Origin of the sequence: Hypericibacter terrae (assembly GCF_008728855.1) — a bacterium.
Classification (GTDB): domain Bacteria; phylum Pseudomonadota; class Alphaproteobacteria; order Dongiales; family Dongiaceae; genus Hypericibacter; species Hypericibacter terrae.
Genome location: NZ_CP042906.1, coordinates 2,201,804 through 2,225,539, shown reverse-complemented (window position 1 = coordinate 2,225,539; position 23,736 = coordinate 2,201,804). Strand labels below are relative to the sequence as shown.

26 protein-coding genes are annotated in these 23,736 nt (G+C 66.2%); 6 read left to right on the top strand and 20 right to left on the bottom strand.

Annotated features, from left to right (window positions below; all coding sequences use genetic code 11):
- Positions 1–65: 65 nt before the first annotated feature.
- From thiL to FRZ44_RS10145, 16 genes are all read right to left on the bottom strand, one after another.
- On the bottom strand, positions 66–1,076 hold the full coding sequence (thiL, locus tag FRZ44_RS10220; RefSeq protein WP_191908614.1) for a thiamine-phosphate kinase: 1,011 nt from the start codon (positions 1,074–1,076) through the stop codon (positions 66–68).
- Positions 1,051–1,566: a transcription antitermination factor NusB gene (nusB, locus tag FRZ44_RS10215; protein ID WP_225308638.1), complete on the bottom strand. Its 516-nt coding sequence runs from the start codon at positions 1,564–1,566 to the stop codon at positions 1,051–1,053. The genes thiL and nusB overlap by 26 nt, the downstream gene beginning before the upstream one ends.
- On the bottom strand, positions 1,563–2,060 hold the full coding sequence (locus FRZ44_RS10210) for a 6,7-dimethyl-8-ribityllumazine synthase (protein WP_151177082.1): 498 nt from the start codon (positions 2,058–2,060) through the stop codon (positions 1,563–1,565). The genes nusB and FRZ44_RS10210 overlap by 4 nt, the downstream gene beginning before the upstream one ends.
- 12 nt (positions 2,061–2,072) lie before the next feature.
- Positions 2,073–3,218 carry a 3,4-dihydroxy-2-butanone-4-phosphate synthase gene (gene ribB / locus FRZ44_RS10205; protein WP_151177081.1) on the bottom strand — a complete coding sequence of 382 codons (1,146 nt, stop codon included), beginning with the start codon at positions 3,216–3,218 and terminating at the stop codon, positions 2,073–2,075.
- On the bottom strand, positions 3,215–3,808 hold the full coding sequence (locus FRZ44_RS10200; protein WP_151177080.1) for a riboflavin synthase: 594 nt from the start codon (positions 3,806–3,808) through the stop codon (positions 3,215–3,217). The genes ribB and FRZ44_RS10200 overlap by 4 nt, the downstream gene beginning before the upstream one ends.
- 35 nt (positions 3,809–3,843) lie before the next feature.
- On the bottom strand, positions 3,844–4,968 hold the full coding sequence (ribD, locus tag FRZ44_RS10195) for a bifunctional diaminohydroxyphosphoribosylaminopyrimidine deaminase/5-amino-6-(5-phosphoribosylamino)uracil reductase RibD (RefSeq protein WP_318526392.1): 1,125 nt from the start codon (positions 4,966–4,968) through the stop codon (positions 3,844–3,846).
- A 204-nt stretch (positions 4,969–5,172) separates the two neighbouring features.
- Positions 5,173–5,631 (bottom strand): transcriptional regulator NrdR, encoded by a 459-nt coding sequence (gene nrdR, locus FRZ44_RS10190; RefSeq protein WP_151177079.1) that lies wholly within the window; start codon positions 5,629–5,631, stop codon positions 5,173–5,175.
- A 36-nt stretch (positions 5,632–5,667) separates the two neighbouring features.
- Entirely contained in the window at positions 5,668–6,969 is a 1,302-nt protein-coding gene (gene glyA / locus FRZ44_RS10185) for a serine hydroxymethyltransferase (RefSeq protein ID WP_151177078.1), read from the bottom strand.
- Positions 6,970–7,028: 59 nt separating this feature from the next.
- Complete coding sequence (gene rpiB / locus FRZ44_RS10180; protein ID WP_151177077.1) at positions 7,029–7,466, bottom strand: ribose 5-phosphate isomerase B; 438 nt, start codon at positions 7,464–7,466, stop codon at positions 7,029–7,031.
- Positions 7,467–7,836: 370 nt separating this feature from the next.
- Positions 7,837–8,958, bottom strand: coding sequence for a branched-chain amino acid ABC transporter substrate-binding protein (locus FRZ44_RS10175; protein ID WP_151177076.1), 1,122 nt, complete (start codon positions 8,956–8,958; stop codon positions 7,837–7,839).
- 168 nt (positions 8,959–9,126) lie between these two features.
- Entirely contained in the window at positions 9,127–9,492 is a 366-nt protein-coding gene (locus FRZ44_RS10170; protein WP_151177075.1) for a DUF6867 family protein, read from the bottom strand.
- Between the two features lie 18 nt (positions 9,493–9,510).
- Entirely contained in the window at positions 9,511–10,221 is a 711-nt protein-coding gene (locus FRZ44_RS10165; RefSeq protein WP_151180246.1) for an ABC transporter ATP-binding protein, read from the bottom strand.
- A gap of 64 nt (positions 10,222–10,285) precedes the next feature.
- Positions 10,286–11,092 (bottom strand): ABC transporter ATP-binding protein, encoded by an 807-nt coding sequence (locus FRZ44_RS10160; protein ID WP_151180245.1) that lies wholly within the window; start codon positions 11,090–11,092, stop codon positions 10,286–10,288.
- Positions 11,093–11,181: 89 nt separating this feature from the next.
- Positions 11,182–12,708, bottom strand: coding sequence for a high-affinity branched-chain amino acid ABC transporter permease LivM (gene livM / locus FRZ44_RS10155; RefSeq protein ID WP_225308637.1), 1,527 nt, complete (start codon positions 12,706–12,708; stop codon positions 11,182–11,184).
- A gap of 4 nt (positions 12,709–12,712) precedes the next feature.
- Entirely contained in the window at positions 12,713–13,630 is a 918-nt protein-coding gene (locus FRZ44_RS10150; protein WP_151177074.1) for an ABC transporter permease subunit, read from the bottom strand.
- A gap of 392 nt (positions 13,631–14,022) precedes the next feature.
- On the bottom strand, positions 14,023–15,387 hold the full coding sequence (locus FRZ44_RS10145) for a branched-chain amino acid ABC transporter permease (RefSeq protein WP_151177073.1): 1,365 nt from the start codon (positions 15,385–15,387) through the stop codon (positions 14,023–14,025).
- 113 nt (positions 15,388–15,500) lie between these two features.
- Here FRZ44_RS10145 and FRZ44_RS10140 point away from each other — a divergent pair, with 113 nt between their 5' ends.
- The 4 genes from FRZ44_RS10140 (at position 15,501) to FRZ44_RS10125 (ending at position 18,582) form a co-directional block, all read left to right on the top strand.
- Positions 15,501–16,142 carry a CGNR zinc finger domain-containing protein gene (locus FRZ44_RS10140; protein ID WP_191908516.1) on the top strand — a complete coding sequence of 214 codons (642 nt, stop codon included), beginning with the start codon at positions 15,501–15,503 and terminating at the stop codon, positions 16,140–16,142.
- A gap of 143 nt (positions 16,143–16,285) precedes the next feature.
- Complete coding sequence (locus FRZ44_RS10135) at positions 16,286–17,506, top strand: acyl-CoA dehydrogenase (protein WP_151177071.1); 1,221 nt, start codon at positions 16,286–16,288, stop codon at positions 17,504–17,506.
- Positions 17,507–17,535: 29 nt separating this feature from the next.
- Positions 17,536–18,057: a cysteine hydrolase family protein gene (locus FRZ44_RS10130; RefSeq protein WP_151177070.1), complete on the top strand. Its 522-nt coding sequence runs from the start codon at positions 17,536–17,538 to the stop codon at positions 18,055–18,057.
- 3 nt (positions 18,058–18,060) lie between these two features.
- Positions 18,061–18,582, top strand: a complete 522-nt coding sequence (locus FRZ44_RS10125) for a hypothetical protein (protein ID WP_151177069.1) — start codon at positions 18,061–18,063, stop codon at positions 18,580–18,582.
- Positions 18,583–18,603: 21 nt separating this feature from the next.
- On the opposite strand, the gene FRZ44_RS10120 is transcribed toward FRZ44_RS10125, so the two are convergent.
- The gene (locus tag FRZ44_RS10120) at positions 18,604–19,227 is read right to left on the bottom strand and encodes a LysE family translocator (RefSeq protein ID WP_151177068.1); all 624 of its coding nucleotides are present in this window, start codon (positions 19,225–19,227) and stop codon (positions 18,604–18,606) included.
- Positions 19,228–19,419: 192 nt separating this feature from the next.
- Here FRZ44_RS10120 and FRZ44_RS10115 point away from each other — a divergent pair, with 192 nt between their 5' ends.
- A complete protein-coding gene (locus FRZ44_RS10115) occupies positions 19,420–20,769 on the top strand; it encodes a glutamine synthetase family protein (protein ID WP_151177067.1) in 1,350 nt (449 codons plus the stop codon).
- A 70-nt stretch (positions 20,770–20,839) separates the two neighbouring features.
- On the opposite strand, the gene FRZ44_RS10110 is transcribed toward FRZ44_RS10115, so the two are convergent.
- From FRZ44_RS10110 to FRZ44_RS10100, 3 genes are read right to left on the bottom strand one after another with little or no spacing between them, the layout of a single operon-like run.
- A complete protein-coding gene (locus FRZ44_RS10110; protein WP_151177066.1) occupies positions 20,840–21,358 on the bottom strand; it encodes a methyltransferase domain-containing protein in 519 nt (172 codons plus the stop codon).
- 55 nt (positions 21,359–21,413) lie between these two features.
- The gene (locus FRZ44_RS10105; RefSeq protein ID WP_151177065.1) at positions 21,414–21,659 is read right to left on the bottom strand and encodes a hypothetical protein; all 246 of its coding nucleotides are present in this window, start codon (positions 21,657–21,659) and stop codon (positions 21,414–21,416) included.
- Positions 21,660–21,687: 28 nt separating this feature from the next.
- Positions 21,688–21,894: a hypothetical protein gene (locus FRZ44_RS10100; RefSeq protein WP_151177064.1), complete on the bottom strand. Its 207-nt coding sequence runs from the start codon at positions 21,892–21,894 to the stop codon at positions 21,688–21,690.
- A 408-nt stretch (positions 21,895–22,302) separates the two neighbouring features.
- Between FRZ44_RS10100 and FRZ44_RS10095 the strand changes: the two genes are divergently transcribed.
- Positions 22,303–23,694: an aspartate aminotransferase family protein gene (locus FRZ44_RS10095; protein ID WP_151177063.1), complete on the top strand. Its 1,392-nt coding sequence runs from the start codon at positions 22,303–22,305 to the stop codon at positions 23,692–23,694.
- Positions 23,695–23,736: the final 42 nt, after the last annotated feature.

The following is a 23,736-nucleotide window of genomic DNA, read 5'->3' as shown; positions in this document are numbered from 1 at the left end:
CCGGGGCGTTGAAAATTGGGTTAAGACTTGCCTAAGTTCGAGCCAATTTCAGGCGGTTCCGCCGCCTAGAAATGCTGCCAACCCCGGCGCTCGAGGGCGATTTCCCGCCCCTTTTCGTCGAGCAGCCGGACGGCGCCCGGATGGCTGCCGGCAGATTCGATCATGCGGCCGATCGGGGTGAGGCGCAGGTCCAGCCGCTGCCCCAAGGCCGCGATCGGAGCCTGCGCCGAGGACGGCGCGGTGAAGAGCAGCTCGTAATCGTCGCCGCCGGCCGCGATCTCCGCGATCAAGACCGGGTCGTCCTGGAGCGCGCGCGCGGCCGCCGGCGACAGCGGCAGCCTCGCGCTCTCGATCTTGGCCGCCAGATTGGATTGCTCGCCGATATGGCCGAGATCGGCCAGCAGGCCGTCCGAGATATCGAGCGCCGCCTTCGCCAGGCCGGCCTCCATCAAGGCCCGTCCCAGCTTCAGCCGCGGCTGCGGCAGGCGGTAGCGATCGATCAGGAAGATGCCCTCCTCGGCCGACAGCGCCGCCAGCTTGCCGCGAAGGCGTTTCAGCCCCAAGGCCGAATCCCCGAGCGTGCCGCTGACGAAGACCAGATCGCCCGTCTGGGCCGCGTTGCGGCGCAGGGCACGGCCCGCCGGCACCTCGCCCATCGCCGTCACGGACAGAGTGAGCGGCCCCGGCGTCGCTACCGTATCGCCCCCGAGGAGCCCGATCCCGAAGGCTGTTTGATCGGCGGCAAGGCCGGCGCAGAAAGAGGCGAGCCAGGGCTCGTCGACCCTGCCGTCGAACGCGCAGGTCATCAGATATCCCAGCGGCGTCGCGCCCTTGGCGGCGAGATCGGAGAGGTTGACGCGCAACATCTTGCGCGCGATCTGGTCGGGCGGATCGTCGGGAAGGAAATGAATGCCGGCCACCAGGGCGTCGGCGGTGACGACCAGATCCTGCCCGGCGCGCGGGCTCAGGATCGCGGCATCGTCGCCGAGGCCAAGGGCCGCCGGCGTCCCAGCCGCGAGGGGCGCGAAGTAGCGCCGGATGAGCTCGAACTCACCCGGCCGTTTCGCGTTGGCCACGCGCGTCGCCTCCGAGCTCGTCGGGCCGCAGCGAGCGCGCGATCCGGTCGAGGATGCCGTTGACGAGCCCGGTCTCGCGGTCGCCGAGGAAAGCCGCCGAGATCGCCACATATTCGCTGATGGCGACGCGAACCGGCAGGTCCGGTCGCGCCGATATCTCATAGGCGCCGGCGCGCAACACAGCCAGCAGCAGCAGCTCCAGCCGTTCGACCGACCATTCCTGATCCAGCACCGCGGCGATCATGTCGTCGAGCTCCCCGCTCATGGCGGCAGCCCCGCGCACCAGGTCGGCGAAGAGCTGCGGATCGCTGTCGGGCACGCCGCCCTCTTCGATCGCCTTGCCCAGCCGGTGGCGCATGAATTCCGTGATGACGATGGCCGGGTCGGCCGAGGTCAGCGCGATCTGATAGAGCGCCTGGACCGCCGCAAGCCGCGCCCCGCGCCGCGGGTCGAGCGCGGACGGATCCGGTACGGATTTCCTGCCGCTCATTGGTCGGCTTCGATGACGCGATCGACGCCGTATTTGCGCTTGAGCGCGATCATCGCCAGGCAGGCATTGACCGCATCCTTGCCCTTGTTCTTCTCGGTCACCCGCGCGCGGGCCAGCGCCTGCGCCTCGTTCTCGACCGTCAGGATGCCGTAGCCGATGGCGAGGCCGTGGCGGATCGCCAGTTCCTGGAGGCCGCGGGCGCTCTCCCCGCAGACATAGTCGTAATGGGTGGTCTCGCCGCGGATGACGCAGCCCAGCGCGACATAGCCGTCGAAGGGCTGCTTCACGCCATGCGTCGCCTCGGACACGATACGAATGGCGCCCGGCACCTCGAAGGCACCCGGGACCTCGATGCGCTCATAGCTGCAGCCGGCCGCCTCCAGCGCCTGGACCGCACCCTTCAGCAGCTCGTCGGAGATATGGTTGTAGAAGCGGGATTCGACGATCAGCACATGCGCTGCGCCGGAACCTCTGGCAGATGACGGACGCACCATGAACTCTCTTCCTCAGCGGGCCGGCGGGATCGGCCATTGATCGACGACCGTCAGGCCGTAGCCCTCCAGCCCGACGATGGTCCGCTTGGTATTCGAGATCAGGATCATCTCGCGCACGCCGAGATCGATCAGGATCTGTGCGCCCACGCCATAGTCGCGGAGCTGGCCGGTGCTCTCGCTCTTCTGGTTGTGATGCGCCAGCACGCGCTCGCTGAGGCTGGTGGGCTGCGGCTCGCGGATCATGACGACGACGCCGCGGCCGTGATCGGCGATCATCTGCATCGCGGCCTGGAGCTGTCCGCCCCGGCCGCCGGTGCAGTCGCCCAGCACGTCGTCCAGCACATTGAGCGCATGCATCCGCACCGGCACCGGGCCCGGCGCCGACAGATCGCCCTTCACCAGCGCGATATGCTCGGCATAGGCCACGCGGTTCACATAGACGATCATCTGGAAATTGCCGCCATAGCGGCTCTCGAACTCGGTCTCGATCGAGCGCTCGACGATGCGGTCATGGCGGCGGCGATAGGCGATCAGGTCGGCGATGGTGCCGATCTTGAGGCCATGGCGCTGCGCGAAGGCGATCAGGTCGTCGCGGCGCGCCATGGTGCCGTCGTCGTTCATGATCTCGCAGATCACGCCCGACGGGTTGAGGCCCGCCAGCCGCGCCAGATCGACCGCGGCCTCGGTATGGCCGGCACGCACCAGCACGCCGCCGTCGCGCGCCTGGAGCGGGAAGACATGGCCCGGCGTCACGATGTCGACGCGGCCCTTGCTGGGATCGATCGCGGTGGCGATGGTCCGCGCGCGGTCGGGCGCCGAGATGCCGGTGGTGACGCCCTCGCGCGCCTCGATCGAGACGGTGAAGGCGGTCTGATGGCGGGTCCCGTTATGCTGCGCCATCAAGGGCAGGCCCAGTTGCTCGACCCGGTCCCCGGTCATGGCGAGGCAGATCAGGCCGCGGCCGAACTTGGCCATGAAGTTGATCGCGTCGGGGGTGGCCATCTGCGCCGGGATGACGAGGTCGCCTTCGTTCTCGCGGCCCTCGTCGTCCACCAGCACGAACATGCGTCCGTTGCGGGCTTCCTCGATGATGCTTTCGGTCGGCGAGACGAGGTCGGAGAAGGTCGCCCGCCAGGGCTCGAGCTTGGGCTGGCTCATGCCGGTTCCTTTTCGGTGAGGCGTGCAAGGTAGCGCGCCATCATATCGATTTCCAGATTGACCCGGTCGCCTTCATGGGCGCTCCCCAGGTTGGTCGCATCCAGGGTGATGGGAATGAGATTAACGCCGAAATCGACGCCCGCGACCTCATTGACGGTCAGGGACACCCCGTCCATCGCGATCGAGCCCTTGGGCGCGATAAAACGCGCCAGCGCCTTGGGGGCGGATATGGTCAACCGGACGCTGCCGCCATCCTGGCGGACGGATTTGATGGTGCCAACCCCGTCGACATGGCCGCTGACGAGATGGCCGCCCAGCTCGTCGCCGAGGCGCAGGGCGCGCTCGAGATTGACCTTGGTGCCGACCTGCCAGCCGCCCAGCGTGGTCACGTCGAGGGTCTCGTTCGAGGCCTCGAAGGCGAGCCAGCCGGGCCCCTTCTCCACCACCGAGAGACAGACGCCGTTGCAGGCGACCGAGGCACCCAGATCAATCGCGGCGGTGTCGTAGCGCGTCTCGATGACGAGCTTCGTCACCGCGCCGGGCGCGCGCTCCCGAACCTTGCCGAGATCGGTGATGATGCCGGTAAACATGCCTGACCGCTTGCGGGGTTGTTGCTGGCGCTGAGTTAGGAGCGGCGTTTATAGCTTTCCAGGAGGTCCCCGCCCAGCGTTTCTACCGCTATGCGCTGGAAGCGGGGCATCTCGGCGAGCTTTGCAAGACTGAGCGGGGATGCGGCCGGAATGCCGTCGCCGCCGATGATCCCCGGGCTGCGGAACCAGGCGAGCCGGTCCACCAGGTCATGCACCAAAAGGGCGGCGCTGAGCCGGCTGCCGCCTTCGACCAGAACGCGGGTGAGCCCGCGGCGCCCCAGCTCGGCCATGACGGCCGCCAGGTCGAGCCGTCCGTCGCGGTCCAGGCCGGCTTCGACGAGCTCGACCCCGGCGGCACGATGAGCCGCGCCCCGCGACGCTGCGACATCGGGTCCCACCACCATCCAGGTCGGGTGCGAGGCGGCCGAGGCGACGAGCTTCGCCGTCAAGGGCAGCGACAGATCGCGATCCAGCACGATTCGGACGGGATGCCGATCCTCGAGACCCGGCAACCGGCAGGTCAATTCGGGATCGTCGGCGATGGCCGTGCCGCTGCCGACCAGGATCGCATCATGCTGCGCGCGCATCAGATGGACGCGGGCGCGCGACGCCTCGCCGGTGATCCAGCGGCTTTCACCGCTCGCCAGCGCGATGCGCCCATCGAGCGTGCTGGCGATCTTGAGCGTGACGAGCGGCCGGCCCGATCCGATCCGCGAGAAGAATCCGGCATTGAGGTCCGCGGCCTCGCCTTCCAGCGCACCCACCGCGACCGCGATGCCGGCTTTGCGCAGCATCGCGAGCCCGCGGCCCTGGACCCGGGGATCGGGGTCTTCGATCGCCACGACGCAGCGCGCGATACCGGCGGCGGCCAGCGCCTCGGCGCAGGGCGGCGTCTTGCCATGATGCGAGCAGGGCTCGAGGCTGACATAGGCGGTCGCCCTTTTCGCGGCCGCGCCCGCACGGCGCAGCGCCTCGGTCTCCGCATGGGGCCGGCCGCCCTTCTGCGTCCAGCCGCGCGCGACGACGCGATGATCGGGCGAGACCAGAACGCAACCCACCGCCGGATTGGGCCACACCCGCCCCAGCCCGCGCGCCGCCAGCGTCAGCGCGGCGCGCATATGCGCGAGGTCGGTGCCGGAGAACTTCGAGGTGGCGCTCACTGTTTGTTCGTTACCTACAAGCGATCTGGTCGCCCACTGCGCGCATCACTGTCGCGCCGCCCCTATCGTCACCCCCGCGAAAGCGGGGGCCCAAGCCTGCCAGGGGCGTCACAGTTGGACCATGGGTCCCCGCTTTCGCGGGGATGACATGGGGAGCAGCGGTGACGACGAACGCAACGACAGCCAGCAACTGACGCGGGAGACTCAATCCGCGTCGCCGCCGAGCCTGCCGACGAATTCCTCGAAATCCTTCGCCTCGCGGAAATTGCGATAGACCGACGCGTAGCGCACGAAGGCGACCTGGTCGAGGCTCTTGAGCGCCTCCATCACCATCTCGCCCACGACCTTCGACGGGATCTCGCTCTCGCCCGAGCTTTCCAGCCGGCGGACGATGCCGTTGACCACGCGATCGAGCCTGTCGCCATCCACGGGACGTTTGCGCAGGGCGATCTGCATCGAGCGCATGATCTTGTCGCGATCGAACGGCTCGCGCTGGCCGTTGCTCTTAACCACGGTGAGCTCGCGCAGCTGCACGCGCTCGAAGGTGGTGAAGCGCGCGCCGCAATTCGGGCATTGCCGACGCCGACGGATCGCCGATCCGTCTTCGGTCGGACGCGAATCCTTGACCTGAGTATCCTCGTTGCCGCAGAACGGGCAGCGCATCGCGAGTGTCCCCCTTGCCGCTCGGCGCCCGCTCGGCTAGCGCCGACCGGTATAAACCGGGAAGCGCCGGCAGAGCTCTTGAACCTGGGCGCGAACCTCGCGCTCGGTCTTGCTGTTGTCGTCCGGATGGGCCGCCATCCCGTCGAGCACCTGCCCGATCAAACGGCCCACCTCCTTGAATTCCGCGACGCCGAAGCCGCGGGTGGTCGCCGCCGGCGAGCCGAGACGCACGCCGGAGGTGATGGTCGGCTTCTCCGTGTCGTACGGAATGCCGTTCTTGTTGCAGGTCATGCCGGCATGCTCGAGGCTCGCTTCGGCCGCCTTGCCCGTGAGCTTCTTCGGCCGGAGATCGACCAGCATCAGGTGATTGTCGGTGCCGCCGGTGGTGATGGCGACGCCGCCGCCGACCAGGGTCTCGGCCAGCGCCTTGGCGTTCTCCACCACTTGCCTGGCATAGACCTTGAACTCCGGCCGCAGCGCCTCGCCGAAGGCGACCGCCTTGGCGGCGATCACATGCATCAGCGGGCCGCCCTGCAGGCCCGGGAACACGGCGGTGTTGATCTTTTTGCCGATATCCTCGTCCTGCGCCAGGATCATGCCACCGCGGGGCCCTCGCAGCGTCTTGTGCGTGGTGGTGGTGACCACATGGGCATAAGGCAGCGGGCTCGGATGCACGCCGCCGGCGACCAACCCCGCGAAATGCGCCATGTCGACCATGAAATAGGCGCCGACGGAATCCGCGATCTTGCGGAAGCGTTCGAAATCCCAGAACCGCGGATAGGCGGAGCCGCCGGCGAGGATGAGCTTCGGCTTGTGTTCCTTCGCCAGCTTCTCGACCTCGTCCATGTCGACGCGCAAGCTGTCGGGACGGACATTGTAGGGAACGACCTTGAACCACTTGCCGGACTGATTGACCGGCGAACCGTGCGTGAGGTGACCGCCGGCGGCGAGGTTCAGCCCCATGAAGGTGTCGCCCGGCTGCAGCAGCGCCATGAACACGCCCTGGTTCGCCTGCGCGCCCGAATGAGGCTGCACATTGGCGAAGTTGCAGCCGAAGAGCTTCTTGGCGCGATCGATCGCCAGCATCTCGGCGACGTCGACATATTCGCAGCCGCCGTAATAGCGCTTCGAGGGATAGCCCTCGGCATATTTGTTGGTGAGCACCGAGCCCTGCGCCTCGAGCACCGCCGAGGAAACGATGTTCTCGGAAGCGATCAGCTCGATCTGGTCCTGCTGGCGATGCAGTTCGTCACTGAGGGCGCGCGCCAGTTCCGGGTCGCGCTCGGCCAGCGACATGGTGAAGAAACCGGGGATCTGCGCGGAGGCGGCGGGAGACATAGCGTCGATATCCTTCTCTCTAAGCGAAAGGCTTCGGTCGAATGTTTGCGGGGGCCGCGTCAGGACAATTTGCCGACGCGCCGGTTGTGTCGCTCGCCGCCCTCGAAGGCCGTGGCGAGAAACGCCGCCAGGCAGTCCTTGGCGACCTCGGGCCCGAGCAGACGAGCGCCCAGGGCCAGCACATTGGCGTTGTTGTGGAGGCGGGCGAGCTTGGCGCTGGTGCCGTCATGGCAGACCGCGGCGCGGATATGGCGATGGCGATTGGCGGCGATCGAGATGCCGATCCCGGTGCCGCAGATGAGCACGCCGCGGAGCGCAAGGCCGTCCTTGAGGGCCGCGGCCAGCTTGTCGGCGAAATCGGGATAATCCACGGATTCCGGGCCGGCCGTGCCGAGATCGAGCGGCTTATATCCGCCCGCGGCGAGCTCCGCCTTGAGCAGTTCCTTCAGCTCGAATCCCGCATGGTCGGCAGCGATGGCGATGGTCTCTTGCGGCATCGGCGCGAGGTGCTCTCAGGGGGTTGGCAAGACCCGTAGCCTTACCACATCTGGCGGCCGGCAACCAAGGCGCCGCAAACCCTCGCGGGAGCCACAATATGGCGCTGGCAGCGTCAAACCGGCCGCTCGGGCGACAGTGAGAAGGGTTAACGGGATCGCCACCATCTCCCCTCCCCGTCTTGCGGGGAGGGGGCTGCTCGGTCGCGAAGTTGCGGACATCGCGTCTTCCCCCTTCCTACCCTTCCCCCGTAAGACGGGGGAAGGGACAAGATCCAGTCCGCTTCCAGCATCCAGTCCTCTTCCCACCCCAAAAGCAGAAGGGCCCGGCGTCGCCGCCGGGCCCTTCCTTAACCGTCGTTGCCGCCGGAGACTACTTCATCTCGGCGTAGTTGCCGTCCTTGAAGACGTACCAGACATAGGTGGCCGCCGTCAGGTCGCCCTTCTTGTCGAAGGCGAGCTTGCCGATGACCGTGTCCCACGGGCCGCTGCGGAGAGCCGCCGCGACCTTCTCGGCGTCGGTGCTGCCGGCCTTCTTCACCGCCTCGGCCCAGACCTGGATCGCGGCGTAGGTGGCGAGGGTGTAGCCCTCGGGCTCGAAGCCGTCCTTGCGGAACGCTTCGACGACCGTCTTGGCGCTCGGCAGGTTGCGAGCCTCGGCGGCGTTGGTGAACATCGTGCCGTCGGCGGCCTTGCCGGCGAGCGTCGCGAACTCGAGCGTGTTGAGCGAGTCACCCGAGAGCAGCGGCGCCTTCAGGCCCTGCTCGCGCGACTGCTTCACGATCAACGCGGCCTCGGGGTGATAGCCGCCGAAATAGATCACGTCGGCCTTCGCGTCCTTGAGCTTGCTGACGAGCGCCGTGTAGTCCTGCTCGCCCGCGGTGATGCTCTCGTTGAGGACTTCCTTGGTGCCGGCCTTGTTCAGAGCGTCACGGGTCAGATCGGCCAGACCCTTGCCGTAGGCCGACTTGTCGTCGACGATCGCAATCTTCTTGCCCTTGAAGTGCTCGGCCAGCCACGCCCCGGCGAAGGAGCCCTGCTGGTCGTCGCGGCCGCAGGTGCGGAACAGTGTGTCCCAACCGGAAGCGGCGGCGTCTTCGGTGAACTTCGGATTGGTCGAGGCCGGCGTGATCTGCAGGATGCCTTCCTCATGATAGACGGCCGAGGCCGGGATCGAGGAACCGGAGCAGAAGTGACCGGCGACGAAGACGACACCCTTGGAAACGAGGTCGTTCGCGACCGCAACCGCCTGCTTCGGATCGCAAGCATCGTCGCCGACCTCGAGCTTCAGCTGCTTGCCCAGCACGCCGCCCGCGGCGTTGATGTCCGCCACCGCCTTCTCGGCGCCGCGCTTCAGCTGCGCGCCGAACTCCGCCAAGTCGCCGGTGATCGGGCCGGCCACACCGATGGTGATATCGTCCGCGCGCGCGGGCGTCACCGAAAGCGACGCCGCGACGGCCGCGGCCGCCAGCAGCGGTAGTGCAAATTTACGCATCAATCGTCTCCCTGTTGCAGTTGAGCTCCGGCGTGGACCGCCGGCAGCCCTCGTAAAAGCCTTCGTTATCTCCGCATACCTTGCAGGTTGGTGACATTCTACCACCCGCCATGGGGGCGGCAATTCGATTTCGGCTCCCCTCTCGGGGGAACCTAAGCCCCTGGCCCGTCAGGAGATTTCCTTCCAGCCGAAAAGCCCCGACCGGGCGTAGAGCCACGGATACTGGCTGACCATCTTGCGCGCCTGGGTCAGGCGATGGGCCGTCAGCGCGATCAAAATCAGCACGACGGCATGGCTGACATAGCCGATCATGGGCCCCACATCGTCGAAGCTCAGGGGAATGATCCGGGCCGCGAACAGGAAGTTGTCCGCCAGGCGCTCCGCCACCGTGAGCAGCAACCCATAGACGACATTCTGCCAAGCCGGCCGCCAGGTCTCGCCCAGCGCCTGCCCCATCATGAAGGAGGCGCCGCCGAAGAGGATGATCGTCAGCCCGATGAAGACTGGAATGGATTCGCCGAGGATGAATTCCATCTGCCTGTTCCCTCCCCCTCAATGCCCGCCTTCGAGATAGGCGGCGCGCACCTCGGTATTGGCCAGCAATTCGCGCCCGCTGCCTGACATGGTGATCTGGCCGTTGACCATCACATAGCCGCGATGGGCGAGACGCAGGGCATGGTAGGCGTTCTGTTCCACCAGGAACACGGTCATGCCCTGGGTGCGGTTGATGTCGCGGATGACTTCGAAGATCTGGCGCACGATCAGCGGCGCCAGGCCGAGCGAGGGCTCGTCCAGCAACAGCAGGCGCGGCCGGCTCATGAGCGCGCGGCCGATCGCCAGCATCTGCTGCTCGCCGCCCGAGAGCGTGCCCCCGCGCTGCGACTGGCGCTTCTTCAGGATCGGGAACAGGGTGAAGATGCGCTCGAGATCCTCCCCGAACTTGCTCTCGTCGGCGGTGATCGCCCCCATCTGGAGGTTCTCCATCACCGTCATGCGCGCGAAAATCCGGCGCCCCTCGGGCGACTGCGCGATGCCGAGCCGCATGATCTGGAAGGTCGGCAGCTTGGTGATGTCCTGCCCTTCGAAGATGACCTGGCCTTCGCGCGCCGCCGGCGTGCCGCAGATGGTCATCAGCAGCGTCGATTTGCCGGCGCCGTTGGCGCCGATCAGGGTCACGATCTCGCCCTGGCGCACATCCATGTCGATGCCCTTCAGGGCTTCGATCTGGCCGTAGAAGGTATGGACGCCACGGATCTGCAGCATCGTCGCGCCGGCGGGTGCGGCGGCGGGCGTGGGTTTGGTCAGGGTGTCGCTCATGCCCGGGCCCTCATTTCTTCAGCCCGAGATCGGCCGCGACTTCGGGCGGCAGATTCTCCTCTTCGGCTTCGCCCAGATAGGCGCGGATGACGGCCGGGTCCTTGCGGATCTGCTCCGGATTGCCGTCCGCGATCTTGCGGCCGTAATCGAGCACGACGATGTGGTCCGAGATCCCCATCACCACGCTCATGTCATGCTCGATCAGCAGCACGCCGATCTTGTACTCGGCGCGGATCCAGAGCAGCAGTTCGTTGAGCTCGTGCGATTCATGCGCGTTGAGGCCGGCCGCGGGCTCGTCGAGACACAGGATGACCGGCTCGGTACACATGGCGCGCGCGATCTCGAGCCGTCGCTGGCCGCCATAGGGCAGGCTTCCCGCCGGCTTGTCGGCGCGATCGATCAACTGCACCTTCTCGAGCCAATGGCGGGCGAGCTCGACGGCCCTGCGCTCGGCCCGGCGATAGCCGCCGACGCCGATCAGGGCGGCGACACTGAAGCCCGAGGCGCGCATCAGCTTGTTGTGCTGCGCGACAATCAGGTTCTCCAGCACGGACATGCCGGGGAAGAGCCGGATGTTCTGGAAGGTCCGCGCGACCTTGGCGCGTTGCGCGATGCGGAAGCCGTCGATCTGCTCCAGCAGGAAGCGGCCATGAGGCGCGTTGAGCGTGAGCCTGCCGACCGTAGGCTTGTAGAACCCGGTCAGGCAGTTGAACACCGTGGTCTTGCCGGCGCCGTTCGGGCCGATGATCGCGGTGATCTGCTCGGGTTTGGCCTCGAACGAGACATCGTCGATCGCGACCAGCCCGCCGAAGCGCATGGTCAGATGTTCGACCCGGAGCAGCGGCTCGATCCCCGCCTGAGCCGCCGCCCCTGGGGCTGCCGCCGTTGAGGTTGCCACTATGGCGCTCACGGCTTCCCTCCCCCGCCGGCGTTCCTGGGATTCAGGCGGATGGTCGGGTCGCGATGGGCCAGCAATCCACCTGGCCGCCAGATCATGATCAGCACCATGCCGATGCCGAAGGCCAGCATGCGGTAATCCTTGAGCTCACGGAACAGCTCGGGCAGGCCGATCAGCACGCCCGCCGCCAGCACGATACCGACCTGACTGCCGAGACCGCCCAGCACCACGATCGCGAGGATGACCGCGGATTCGATGAAGACGAAGCTCTCGGGGCTGACGAAGCCCTGGCGGGCGGCGAAGAAGGAGCCGGCGAAACCGGCAAACATGGCGCCGCAGGCAAATGCCGTCAGCTTGGTATTGGTCGGGTTGATGCCGAGCGCGCGACAGGCGATCTCGTCCTCGCGCAAGGCCTCCCAGGCGCGGCCGAGCGGCAACTTGCGGATTCGCAAAGTGAAGAAGTTGGTGACGAGGGCACAGGCGAGGATGAGGTAATAGAGGAAGACGATGCGCCAGTAGGGATTATAGGAGAACTCGGTGCCGAAGATCTTGCTGAACAGGTCGTAGATCGTCATGCCGCCGTCGGGCGCGGTCCGCTCGAAGCTGAAGCCGAAGAAGGAGGGCCGCGCCACCTTGTTGATGCCGTTCGGACCGCCGGTCACCCACCACCAGTTGATCAGGATGATGCGGATCATTTCGCCGAAGCCCAGCGTCACGATCGCGAGATAGTCGCCGCGCAGGCGCAGGACCGGGAAGCCCAGCAGCAGGCCGAACGAGGCCGAGAGCATGCCGGCGATCGGCAGGCAGAGCCAGAAGCTCCAGCCGAAATCCACCGCGAACATGGCGTAGCTGTAGGCGCCGACCGCGTAGAACGCGACATAGCCCAGATCGAGCAGGCCGGCGAGGCCGACCACGATGTTCAGGCCCCAGCCCAGCATGATGTAGGTCAGGACCAGCGTGCCGATGTCGATGACCTTGCGCTTCGAAGCGCCCATCGGCAGCCAGGGCAGGATGATCGCGAAGGCGATCAGGATGATCGCGAGGATCGGCAGGAAGCGGCGCACGGCGACGCCGATCTGCTGGCCGACGGAGGCCCTTTCGGCGACGCCCCGCCTGCGGTTGCGCGCCTGCAGGGCAAGCTGCGCCGCGCGGATGCAGATCACCGCGGGCACGATCGCCGCGCCCCAATCGACCGTCACCGACTGGAACGGCAGCAGCATATGCGCCAGCGAACTGCTCTCCTCGAGCAGCAGGGCCCCGACCAGCACGGCCGTGACGATGCCCGACCCGATCAGGGCCGGGACCGGATGGCCGGCGCGCATCAGGCTGATTGCTATCGAGCCGAAGAAGACGCCGAGGACCGCGATGAAGACCTCGGAATAGCGCGTCACGAAGACGAGCTGGCCGGTCGAGCTCACGGTCTCGATGCCGACGATCGTGCAGGCCAGGAGGAAGGTGACGACGGCCGCCAGGGCCGCCTTCTTGAGGATTTCCGGCATGTCGGGACCGGCCGGCGTTTGGGTCGTTACCGCCATGATCTCAGACCTTCTCGATTTCCGGCCGGCCCAGCAGGCCCGTCGGGCGGAAGATCAGCACCATGACCAGCACGGTGAAGGCGGCGACGTCCTTGTATTCGACCGTGAAATAAGCGGACCAGAACACCTCGATGAGGCCGATCAGGAGGCCGCCGAGCATGGCGCCCGGCATCGAGCCGATGCCGCCCAGCACGGCCGCCGTGAAGGCTTTGATGCCCGCGACGAAGCCGATGTAGAAATCGATCACGCCGTAATAGAGCGTCACCATCAGGCCGGCAACGGCGGCGAGCGCCGCGCCGATGATGAAGGTGGTGGCGATGGTGCGGTTGATGTTGACGCCCAGGAGCGATGCCATCTTCATGTCCTGCTCGCAGGCGCGCTGCTGGCGCCCGAGCGAGGTCTTGGTGATGAGCAGGGTGAAGCCCGTCATCAGGCCGACCGTGATGAGCATGATCGTGATCTGCAGATAGCTGAGCTCGACGGTGAAGCCGTCGGCCTCCATCAGCGTGAAACCGCCGGAGATCGGCGGCGGCGTCAGCGGCTTTCCGCGCGCGCCCTGGAGCAGCAGCACGAAGTTCTGCAGGAAGATCGACATGCCGATCGCCGAGATCAGGGGCGCCAGCCGGGTCGAGCCGCGCAAGGGCCGGTAGGCGACGCGCTCGACGGTCCAGCCATAGACCGCGGTCAGCGCCACCGCGACGATCAGCACGATCAGGATCGCCAGGGGCACCCAGGTGATGCCGAGATAGCCCAGGACCAGGAAGCAGATCAGCGCGTTGAAGGCGCCGATCATGTAGATGTCGCCATGGGCGAAATTGATCATGCCGATGATGCCGTACACCATCGTGTAGCCGATCGCGATCAAGCCATAGACCCCGCCCAGCGTGAGTCCATTGATCAGCTGCTGTAGGAAATATTCCATTCTGCTTCCCCGCAGACGGCTCGCGAGGGAGACACCGGCAACAGCCGGCGGCATTCGGTCGAGCCACGCGCGATGCGCGCGCGGCTGCCGCCGCCGATATATGTGCTGAAGGACGCGAACTCCTGCGCCCCGGCCGGAAAGCCTCCCCTCACGCTCGTGTCCGAGCCAGTCCCTGTTTTGATCATTATGCCAGCGGTTGGATCCGCGATTGGCCTTTCGACCCCTATAGCCCAGCGCCGGGAATGCCAGCAAGCGGGTTTTTGGAAATTGGCGGCTCAGCCAGGAACCATCGCCGGTGGGAAGCCCGAACGCCGGCAGCCACAGTGCCATGGGGCGCGGACCGTTAACAGGCCGCAATTCGCCGGCAGCCTGGAGATCGCATGACATCATGTTCAGACCCGCTCGTCGGCCGTCCTGGACCTCAAGGTCGCCATCAGCCCGCCCGGGCGCAGCAGGAGCACAAGCACCAGGACGATGAAGACGGCGATATCCTTCCAGGCCGCGCCCACCAGGGCCGCGGTGAAGGTTTCCGTGAGCGCGATCAGGAGGCCGCCGATCACGGCGCCGGTGAGCGACCCGATCCCGCCCAGGAGCGCGGCCGTCAGCGCCTTGAAGCCCATCAAGGTCCCCATGTGGAAATTGATCACGCCATACTGGGCGCCGGCGAAGATGCCGGCGGCCCCGGCCAGCGTACCGCCGATCATGAAGGTGATGGCGATGGTGCGGTCGACATCGACGCCGAGGAGCCTCGCCATGTGCGGGTCTTGCGCGCAGGCGCGCTGGCGACGGCCGAAACGGGTGCGCATGTTGACCCACCAGAGCAGCGCCAGGATGACCATGGTGGCGCCGCCGACCATGGCGTGGCCCCGGCTGAGATAGAGGTCGAACCCGTGGCCGGTGACGAGCGGCCAGCTCTGCAACTGGTCGACCAGCAGATAGCGGGTCTTGGCGCCCTGCAGCAACCGCACCGATTCCTTGAGCACGAAGGAGAGACCGATGGCGGCGATGAGCGGCACGGTCGAGGGCGCGTTGCGCAAGGGCCGGAACACCGTGCGCTCCATGGCCCAGCCATAGGCCGCCGAGACCGCCAGCCCGAAGGCGAAGATCAACAGCAGCACGCCGGTGCCGGTCTGGCCCAGCACATAGAGCACGGCGGCATTGGTCAGAAGGATGAAATAGGCGCCCATCATATAGACCTCGCCGAAGGCGAAGTTGATGGCGCGCGTGATGCCGTAAACCAGCGTGAAACCCAGCGCGATCAGCGCATAGACGCAGCCGAGCGAGATCGCGTTGATGCCCTGCTGCAGGAAATAGAGCGCCTTGGCCTGCGGCGTCGGCGGCGCGGTCGGCTCGGTCTCCTGCGGGATCAGATCCTCGAGATGCTCCAGCTTATAGAGCTGCTGCATGTCGTACCGGCTCATTGTGCCGTAGCGGCTGGTGTCGAGCTGCTGGATCTGCCAGGCGTCGTTGTCGCTATGGCGCGGCAGGAAATAGCAGACGATCCAGCCGTCCTTGTCCGTGCCCTTCTCCGACTTCCATTCGATGCGCACCGCGGTGCTCTCGCCGAGCCCCTTGTCTTCCGTCTCGATGCTGACCGAAAGCGGCGAGCGGTCGAAGGCGCGTACCATGTCTTGGCAATGCGTCGCGGCCGTCCCCTCGGCCTCGGCCCGGGCATTGCCGGGTAGCGAGATCGCCAGCAGCGGCGCCAGGATCAGAGCCGCCCAGCCCCCCCTGCGCCTGATGCTTCCCAGTTCCATGGCCCGCGCCCGCCCTTCGCGCTCCGGGGCTCGCTTCGCGGCCCCATTTATGTTACCAGTAAATTGAGTTTAGATGGTATCAACGGACGATGCAACGCAGCCCGAGCCTCTTGTTGGATTCCGCCGAAGAGCCGCCGAGCCGCGCCGGCAGCCTGGCGCTGGTCGGCGGCATCGCCTGTCTCAACTTCGCCAATACCAGCAGCGGGCGGGGCACGCCGCGCCATCTCGAGCATCTGCGCAGCTATGACCTTGTGCTGGCATGGGCGGAACATGCGGGGCTCTTGACCGCGGCGCAGCGCCGGAGCCTGTCGGATCTCGCGGCCCTGCAGCCGGCTGCGGCCGCGCGCCTGCTGCGCCGGGCGCTGGACTTGCGCGAGGCGATCTATGCGACGGCGGAAGCCCTCGCCCATCGCACGCCGCCGCCGGCCGATGCGTTGGCGACTTTGAATCAAGAGCTCGCCCGGGCGATGAGCCAGGCCAGGATCCGCCCCGACGCTTCCGGTTTCGCCTGGGATTGGCGCGATGCCGAGCCCGCGTTCGACCGGCCGCTCTGGCCGATTGCCCGCTCGGCCGCCGAGCTGCTGACGAGCCCGGCCCATGAGCATGTGAAGCAATGCCCCGGCGCCCATTGCGGCTGGGTCTTCCTCGACCTGACCAAGAACCACCGCCGGCGGTGGTGCGAGATGGAGGTCTGCGGCTCGCGCGCCAAGGTCCGCCGCTACCGCGAACGCCGGCGCGGGGCCGACGCCGCCTGACGGGGATTACGGCTGCATAACCAAGGGTTTCGCCAGCCCCGGCCGGCCCCGCCCCTTTCCGCTTGCAGGCGCATGGGCAGGGGCGCCAACTCATGCTAAGAGACCGGCTCAATCCCGATCCGAACCGTCGCAGGAGACCCGCGATGACCGCCGCTGGCGCCACGCACAAATCCGCTTCCGCCAAGTCCCACCGTCCCGAATTCCAGTGGGAGGATCCGCTGTTCTTCGACGAGCAGCTGACCGAGGAGGAGCGGCTCATCCGCGACACCGCCCGCACCTACTGCCAGGAAAAACTCATGCCGCGGGTGCTCGAGGCGAACCGCCATGAGCGCTTCGATCGCGAGATCATGAACGAGCTGGGCGCGCTGGGACTGCTCGGCTCCACCATCGAGGGCTATGGCTGCGCCGGCGTGAATTATGTGAGCTACGGGCTGGTGGCGCGCGAAGTGGAGCGGGTCGATTCCGGCTATCGCTCGGCGATGAGCGTGCAGTCGAGCCTGGTGATGCATCCGATCCACGCCTACGGCACCGAGGCGCAGCGCCAGAAATATCTGCCGCGCCTGGCCACGGGCGAGATGGTCGGCTGCTTCGGCCTGACCGAGCCCGATGCCGGCTCCGATCCCGGCAGCATGCGCACCCGTGCCAAGAAGGTCGACGGCGGCTTCGTGCTCAAGGGCGCCAAGATGTGGATCACCAATTCGCCGATCGCCGACGTGATGGTGGTCTGGGCCAAGGACGACAGCGGCCAGATCCGCGGCTATGTGCTCGAGCGCGGCATGAAGGGACTGACGACGCCGAAGATCGAAGGCAAGTTCTCGCTCCGCGCCTCGGTCACCGGCGAGATCGTCATGGCCGACGTGTTCGTGCCGGAAGAGAACCTCCTGCCCAATGTCAGCGGCCTCAAGGGTCCCTTCGGCTGCCTCAACAACGCGCGCTATGGCATCGGCTGGGGTGCCCTCGGCGCCGCCGAGTTCTGCTGGCATGCGGCCCGCAACTACACGCTCAACCGGCAGCAGTTCGGGCGTCCCCTCGCCGCCAACCAGCTGATCCAGAAGAAGCTCGCCGACATGCAGACCGAGATCACGCTGGCGCTGCAGGCCTGCCTGCGCGTGGGCCGGCTCAAGGACGAGGGCAAGGCGGCGCCCGAGATGATCTCGCTCATCAAGCGCAATTCCTGCGGCAAGGCGCTCGACATCGCCCGCACCGCGCGCGACATGCATGGCGGCAACGGCATCTCGGACGAGTTCCATGTCATTCGCCATGTCATGAACCTCGAGGCTGTCAACACCTATGAGGGAACGCATGACGTGCATGCCCTCATCCTCGGCCGCGCCCAGACCGGCATCCAGGCCTTCAGCGCCTGAGATCCGAAACCGAAGCGACGGAGATCGGCATGACGACGGCGCTGGTGGTCATCGACATGCAGATGGGCATGCTGGGCGACACGCCGCCGCCCTATCGCAGCGACGCCATCCTGCGGCGGATCGCCGGGCTTCTCGAGCGCGCCCGGTCCTCCGGAACGCCGGTGTTCCATGTCCAGCATGACGGCGGCCCGGGCGACAGCCTCGCCAAGGGAACGCCCGGCTTCGCCCACCACCCGATGGTCGCACCCCGGGCCGGCGAGCCGGTCATCGAGAAGCGCCATGTCGGAACCTTCCACGACACCGACTTCGACGCGCAGCTCAAACGCGCCGGCATCGACCGGCTGGTGATCGCGGGCCTGCAGACGGAGTATTGCGTCGACACCGCCTGCCGCGCCGCGGTCGCGCTTGGCTACAAGGTGGCCCTGGTCTCGGACGCGCACTCGACCTTCGACACGCCGGTCCTGCCGGCCGCCCAGATCATCGCTCACCACAACAAGACCCTCGGCGGCCCCTTCGTCGAGCTCGTGACCAGCGACGCGGTCGCGTTCTGAATCGTGACGGCACCGACCGTTCCCCGCTTCAATGAAGCAATGTGGGTGGCGGGATACTATCTATCTTTCGCCGTGCACATGATTTCAATGGACCAGGGTGTTTTTCGGCCGGTCGGCGGATCCGTTCGCGACGGCAAGACATTCCTCCGCTCCTTCGACGCCAAACGGATGGAGGTCGCTGCTGCAGAAGGCCGGACGTGGCTCGAATCCAACCCGGATCACCTCGACCATGCCGTGCTCTTGTTCGATGGCTACTACAACCTGCCAAACCGCAAGGTCGACGCATTGTGTGCCGAGATCGTCGACTACGCTCAACCCCGCCAGAATTTGAGAGTGGCCCTGCCCTATCGTCCGGTCACCTCGGCCGCGGGACTCGCCATCTACCGGCTCAAGGTCATCTTAGAGAACGAGGCGGACATGAATGGCGAAACCGCCCAGATTTTGGGACAAACGCTCATGGATGGCTTCGAAGCGTATTCCGAGGGGTTCGATATCTGGAAACAGCATCAGGACGAAAGTATCTGACGAGACTCTCGCCCTGTTTCGTCAGCGTGAGATCGCCACGCGCAGTCCGACCAGAATCAGAACCGCGCCCGCGACGCGGTCGATCCAATACCGCGCGCGGCCATAGGCTGCCTGCACGACCGGATGCGAGAAGGCGCAGGCGACGCAGAAATCGCAGAGCAGCGACACGATACCGATCGTAGCGACAGCCGCTGCCTGAAGCACTGGCGAAGATTGGGCCGGCAGTAAGGAGAGAAACAAGCTACTGAAAAAGACCACCGCCTTGGGATTGGCGATCGCGGTCGCGAAGCCCCAGCGCCAGACAGCGCGATCCGCGCCTTTTCCCTTCTCCGGCAATGACAGCATCGACGGTGTTCGGAAACTCGCGACGATCATGCGCGCCCCGATGACGATGAGAAGCGCAGCGCCCGCGAACCTGAGCCCGTCATAAATCCAGGCCATGGCCGCGAAGAGCGCCTGCAATCCCATCAGCGCGCCGGCGGCCCAGACGACATCGGCCAAGGCCGCGCCCAGCGCCATCTGGAACGCCGTCATGCGCCGGCCGGCGACGGCATAGCGCACGGTCATCAACAGGATCGGACCCGGCGTCAGCACGATGACGCCCCAGATCCCGGCAAGGGTCAGGAGGATCGTCAAGGCTGTCATGATCGCTCTCCCTGCGCATTGATGAATCGAACAGCACGGCAAATGGGGTGGCGATACAGGCAAAAGGCGGGGAGCCGCGCCGTCAAGCTCCCATTTGTCGCGGTATTAATTCCTATATCCGCCCCACCTTGCCAGCACCTTGGGGCCCGTGCCATCTTGTGGCCGCCGAGTTCCGGCCAATCCGGTAGTATCATGAAACAATTGGAAGAATTTCTCGCCGAGCGCAAGATCGACGAGGTCGAATGCCTCGTTGCCGACATGTCGGGCATTGCCCGCGGCAAGATCCTGCCCGCGAAAAAGTTCATCAAGAGCACGCGCGACAGCAATCTTCGCCTGCCCGAAAGCGTCTATCTGCAGACCGTCACCGGCGAATATCCCGACGATGACGAAAGCTCGATGGCGACCGACCAGGACCCCGACGTCTATCTGCGTCCCGATCCGGACACGATCTCGCTGGTCCCCTGGTACAAGGAGCCGACCGCGCAGGTCATCAACGACGCCTATTACGCCGAGGACAAGCCGGTCGACATCGCCGCGCGCTATGTGCTCAAGCGCGTGCTCGAGCTCTATAGCGAGCGCAACTGGCGCCCCGTGGTCGCGCCCGAGCTCGAATTCTTCCTGGTGCAGGTCAACACCGATCCCGATCTGCCGCTGCAGCCGCCGGTCGGCGCCTCCGGCCGTCCCGAGACGGGCCGGCAGTCCTACGGCATCGACGCGACCAACGAGTTCGATCCGATCTTCGAGGACGTCTACGATTTCTGCGAGACCATGGGTCTCGACATCGACACGCTGACGCATGAGGCCGGCGCGGCGCAGATGGAGATCAACTTCAACCATGGCGACCCGCTCTGGCTCGCCGACCAGGCCTTCCTGTTCAAGCGCACGGTCCGTCACGCCGCGATGCGCCACAACGTCTATGCCACCTTCATGGCGAAGCCGCTCGCCAACGAGCCCGGCAGCTCGATGCATATCCACCAGTCGGTGGTGGACAAGCGCACGGGCCGGAACCTCTTCGCGCATCGCGACGGTAGCGATTCGGCGCTGTTCCGCTCGCATGTCGCGGGGCTCCAGCGCTATCTGCCGCTGGTGATGCCGTTGCTGGCCCCCAACGTGAACTCCTACCGGCGCCTGCAGCCCTATCTCGACGCTCCCATCAATGTTCATTGGGGCGTGGACAACCGCTCGGTGGGCCTGCGCGTGCCGATCTCGAGCGGCGCCGGCCGGCGCATCGAGAACCGGCTCGCCGGCGCCGACGCCAATCCCTATATCGCCATCGCGGCGTCGCTCGCCTGCGGCTATCTCGGCATGATAGAGCGGCTCAAGCCCAGCAAGCAGGTCGAGGGCAGCGCCTATCGCCTCGCCCACACCCTGCCGCGCACGCTCTATGACGCGCTGAGCCGCTTCAATGCCTGCCGCCAGATCAAGCCGATCCTGGGCGAACGCTTCTGCCAGGCGGTCGATTTCGTGAAGCGCTCCGAGCTCGAGGCCTATTCGCGCGTCATCAGCTCCTGGGAACGCGAGCATCTGCTGCTGAACGTCTGATCCGCATCGGGCTTGCAAACATAAAGGGCCGCATCCTCAATCGACGCGGCCCTTTTGCATTGATGGTCCCTCAAGCGGGACGAGCCTTCCCGGCGTACCAGAAGGCGTTATCGCCCACGCGTTCGGAGAAACGGTCCCAGCGCTTGTCGAACTTCGGCAGCCACCAGGCATAAGGCTGCTGGATCAGGTGAGCATTGCGCCCATCGGGCAGCGTCTTGACCGCGGGACCGGTATGGACCACCAGGAAGACCGCCTTGGTGGCGCAGCGCGCAATCTCCGCAATCACGGAATCGAGATACTCTGGCTCGATATGCTCGAGGACGTCGGTGCAGGCGACCAGGTCAACCTTCTCCGGCGGCATATCCAGGCCGGGGATGGCCGGATCGAATCCCCGAACTTCGAGGTCCCGGCCCTTGAGCGCATCGCGGAGCGTCTGGCGACCGCAGCCATAGTCGAGAATCGTGCGGCAGCGGAACATCTCCGCCAGCGACGCGATCCTCGGGCCCCACTGATGACCGCTGATGCCGAAGGACCCTTGCTCATGCAGCTTTCGGTTCTGCTCGAGATAGGTGTCGGAAATGAGTTTCATGTCCGTGCCCGGTCACTCGCGAAACGGAGTGCACCGGATGAGACTACCACAACTTTTAGGGGTTTGATCGCGATTCGTCGGCCGCCGAGCGGCGCATGGCCCGGCCCCCGAACCACAACAGCAGGCCCGCCGTCGCGAACCCGGCGATGATCGCGACCGCATCGCTGGTCGCCCCGCCGCTACCGCCCGCACCCAGGGTCCGGACATCGGAGAAGACGGCGACGATGGCGATGCAGACCAGGGCCGCCGCGCCCGACAGCGCGCCGACGATCATCAGCAGAAGACCGAACGCCGATTTCATCGCCTGGCTCCGCGCTTGATGGCGGGGTTCACAGCGAACGTCCCGCCCAGAACAGCAGAATCCCGAGACCTCCGAGCCCGCCGATGATCGCGATCGCGGCCGGCCGCGGGCTCCGGCCGGCGCCGGAACCCAGACTGCGCAGGCCGGAAAAGACGAAGGTCAGGCCGGCACAAGCCAGGGCCGCGACCATGGACAAGATCCCCAGCCCCTGGAGGAGGATCCTCAGGGTTTCCATGAATTCGATGACCTTTGCGAACTCGTCCTATCCCCAAACGCTGCGCTTATAGCATGGCGAGCCCCGCAAGGCGCGCATGGCCCGACGCTCTCGGCCGGCTTCCCGCCGCGCCCGGCGCCGTGCTAGGTTTCGTATCCGATGATGCAGGAAACGATCCGCCCCTCGGTGGGGCCGGTCGGCCCCGAGGGCCGGTCGGGCGCCCGCTCCGTCAGGCCGAGCCGTCGCGGTGAAGACACCGTGCGCTCGCGGCAGACGGAGCTGCTCATCCTCTGCGCCCGCATCGGCTTCAATCCATAAAGCATTAGACCGGTCTTCCGGCTTCCGGCCGCGCCCTGCCCTTGCCTTGTCGCAGGCGGCGGCCCCCTCCCCTATGCCAGCAGAAAGATTCTACTCGGAAGGATTCGCCCCATGTCGCAGACCGCACGCCGCAACTCCACCGCCGAATGGCAGGCGCAGGATCTGGCCCATCATCTCCATCCCTTCACCGACCAGCATGCGCTCCCCAGCCAGGGCGTGCGCGTCATCGCCCGCGCGGAAGGCACGCATCTCTACGATTCGGACGGCCGCCGCCTGCTCGATGCGTTCGCCGGCCTGTGGTGCGTCAATCTCGGTTATGGCCGCAAGGAGCTGGCCAAGGTCGCCTACGACCAGATGATCGAGCTGCCCTATTACAACACCTTCTTCAAGACCACGACCCCGCCCGCGGCCGAGCTCTCCAAGATCCTCTCGGACATGACGCCGAAGGGCCTCAATCGCGTGTTCTATGGCCTCTCGGGCTCGGACGCGAACGACACCATCGCCCGCATGGCGCGCCATTACTGGAACCTGATGGGCAAGAAGACCAAGAAGACCATCATCGGCCGGCATAACGGCTATCACGGCTCGACCATGGTGGCGGCCTCGATGGGCGGCATGAGCTATATGCACGCGATCGCCGACCTGCCGCTGCCGGGTTTCACCCATATCCAGCAGCCTTACTGGTATGGCGAGGGCGGCGACCTGACGCCGGCCGAGTTCGGCCGCAAGGCGGCCAAGGCGCTCGAGGACAAGATCCTGGAGCTGGGGCCGGAGAATTGCGCCGCCTTCGTCGGCGAGCCGATCCAGGGTGCCGGCGGCGTTATCATTCCGCCCGACACCTACTGGCCGGAGATCCAGCGCATCTGCAAGCAGTACGACCTGCTGGTGATCGCGGACGAGGTGATCTGCGGCTTCGGGCGCACCGGCTACTGGTTCGCCTCCGAGTATTTCAAGATCGAGCCGGACTTCATGACCTTGGCCAAGGGCCTGACCTCGGGCTATCTGCCGCTCTCGGCGGTCATGGTCGGCAAGCGCGTGGCCGATGTCATCGCCGGCGACAAGGGCGGCGAGTTCAATCACGGCTACACCTATTCCGGCCACCCGGTCTCCTGCGCGGTCGCCATGGAGAACATCCGCTTGATGCGCGACGAGGGCCTGGTGACCCGCGTCCATAACGAGACCGGCCCCTATCTCGCCAAGCGCCTCAACGAGTTGAAGGACCATCCGCTCGTCGGCGAGGTGCGCTCGCTGGGCTTCATCGGCGCGATCGAGTTGGTGAAGGACAAGGCGAAGCGGAAATTCTTCAACCCCATCGGCGAGGTCGGCACGATCTGCCGCGACCATTGCTTCGCCAACGGTCTGGTGATGCGCGCGACGCGCGATACCATGCTGCTCTCGCCGCCGCTGATCTGGACGACCGCGGATATCGACGAGTTCATGGAACTCGCCCGCAAGTCGCTCGACCAGACGCTCGCCGACGTCAAGAAGAAAGGCTGGCTGTGATTCGAGCCTATCCACGGCCCCTCCCCTCGCGGGAGGGGCGGC

Bases quoted from the DNA above. Each gene is read 5' to 3' on its own strand.
- nusB (WP_225308638.1), bottom strand. From the start codon at position 1,566: ATGAGCGGCAGGAAATCCGTACCGGATCCGTCCGCGCTCGACCCGCGG.
- FRZ44_RS10210 (WP_151177082.1), bottom strand. From the start codon at position 2,060: ATGGTGCGTCCGTCATCTGCCAGAGGTTCCGGCGCAGCGCATGTGCTG.
- ribB (WP_151177081.1), bottom strand. From the start codon at position 3,218: ATGAGCCAGCCCAAGCTCGAGCCCTGGCGGGCGACCTTCTCCGACCTC.
- FRZ44_RS10200 (WP_151177080.1), bottom strand. From the start codon at position 3,808: ATGTTTACCGGCATCATCACCGATCTCGGCAAGGTTCGGGAGCGCGCG.
- nrdR (WP_151177079.1), bottom strand. From the start codon at position 5,631: ATGCGCTGCCCGTTCTGCGGCAACGAGGATACTCAGGTCAAGGATTCG.
- glyA (WP_151177078.1), bottom strand. From the start codon at position 6,969: ATGTCTCCCGCCGCCTCCGCGCAGATCCCCGGTTTCTTCACCATGTCG.
- rpiB (WP_151177077.1), bottom strand. From the start codon at position 7,466: ATGCCGCAAGAGACCATCGCCATCGCTGCCGACCATGCGGGATTCGAG.
- FRZ44_RS10175 (WP_151177076.1), bottom strand. From the start codon at position 8,958: ATGCGTAAATTTGCACTACCGCTGCTGGCGGCCGCGGCCGTCGCGGCG.
- FRZ44_RS10170 (WP_151177075.1), bottom strand. From the start codon at position 9,492: ATGGAATTCATCCTCGGCGAATCCATTCCAGTCTTCATCGGGCTGACG.
- FRZ44_RS10165 (WP_151180246.1), bottom strand. From the start codon at position 10,221: ATGCTGCAGATCCGTGGCGTCCATACCTTCTACGGCCAGATCGAAGCC.
- FRZ44_RS10160 (WP_151180245.1), bottom strand. From the start codon at position 11,092: ATGCGCTTCGGCGGGCTGGTCGCGATCGACGATGTCTCGTTCGAGGCC.
- livM (WP_225308637.1), bottom strand. From the start codon at position 12,708: ATGGCGGTAACGACCCAAACGCCGGCCGGTCCCGACATGCCGGAAATC.
- FRZ44_RS10150 (WP_151177074.1), bottom strand. From the start codon at position 13,630: ATGGAATATTTCCTACAGCAGCTGATCAATGGACTCACGCTGGGCGGG.
- FRZ44_RS10145 (WP_151177073.1), bottom strand. From the start codon at position 15,387: ATGGAACTGGGAAGCATCAGGCGCAGGGGGGGCTGGGCGGCTCTGATC.
- FRZ44_RS10135 (WP_151177071.1), top strand. From the start codon at position 16,286: ATGACCGCCGCTGGCGCCACGCACAAATCCGCTTCCGCCAAGTCCCAC.
- FRZ44_RS10130 (WP_151177070.1), top strand. From the start codon at position 17,536: ATGACGACGGCGCTGGTGGTCATCGACATGCAGATGGGCATGCTGGGC.
- FRZ44_RS10120 (WP_151177068.1), bottom strand. From the start codon at position 19,227: ATGACAGCCTTGACGATCCTCCTGACCCTTGCCGGGATCTGGGGCGTC.
- FRZ44_RS10115 (WP_151177067.1), top strand. From the start codon at position 19,420: ATGAAACAATTGGAAGAATTTCTCGCCGAGCGCAAGATCGACGAGGTC.
- FRZ44_RS10110 (WP_151177066.1), bottom strand. From the start codon at position 21,358: ATGAAACTCATTTCCGACACCTATCTCGAGCAGAACCGAAAGCTGCAT.
- FRZ44_RS10105 (WP_151177065.1), bottom strand. From the start codon at position 21,659: ATGAAATCGGCGTTCGGTCTTCTGCTGATGATCGTCGGCGCGCTGTCG.
- FRZ44_RS10100 (WP_151177064.1), bottom strand. From the start codon at position 21,894: ATGGAAACCCTGAGGATCCTCCTCCAGGGGCTGGGGATCTTGTCCATG.
- FRZ44_RS10095 (WP_151177063.1), top strand. From the start codon at position 22,303: ATGTCGCAGACCGCACGCCGCAACTCCACCGCCGAATGGCAGGCGCAG.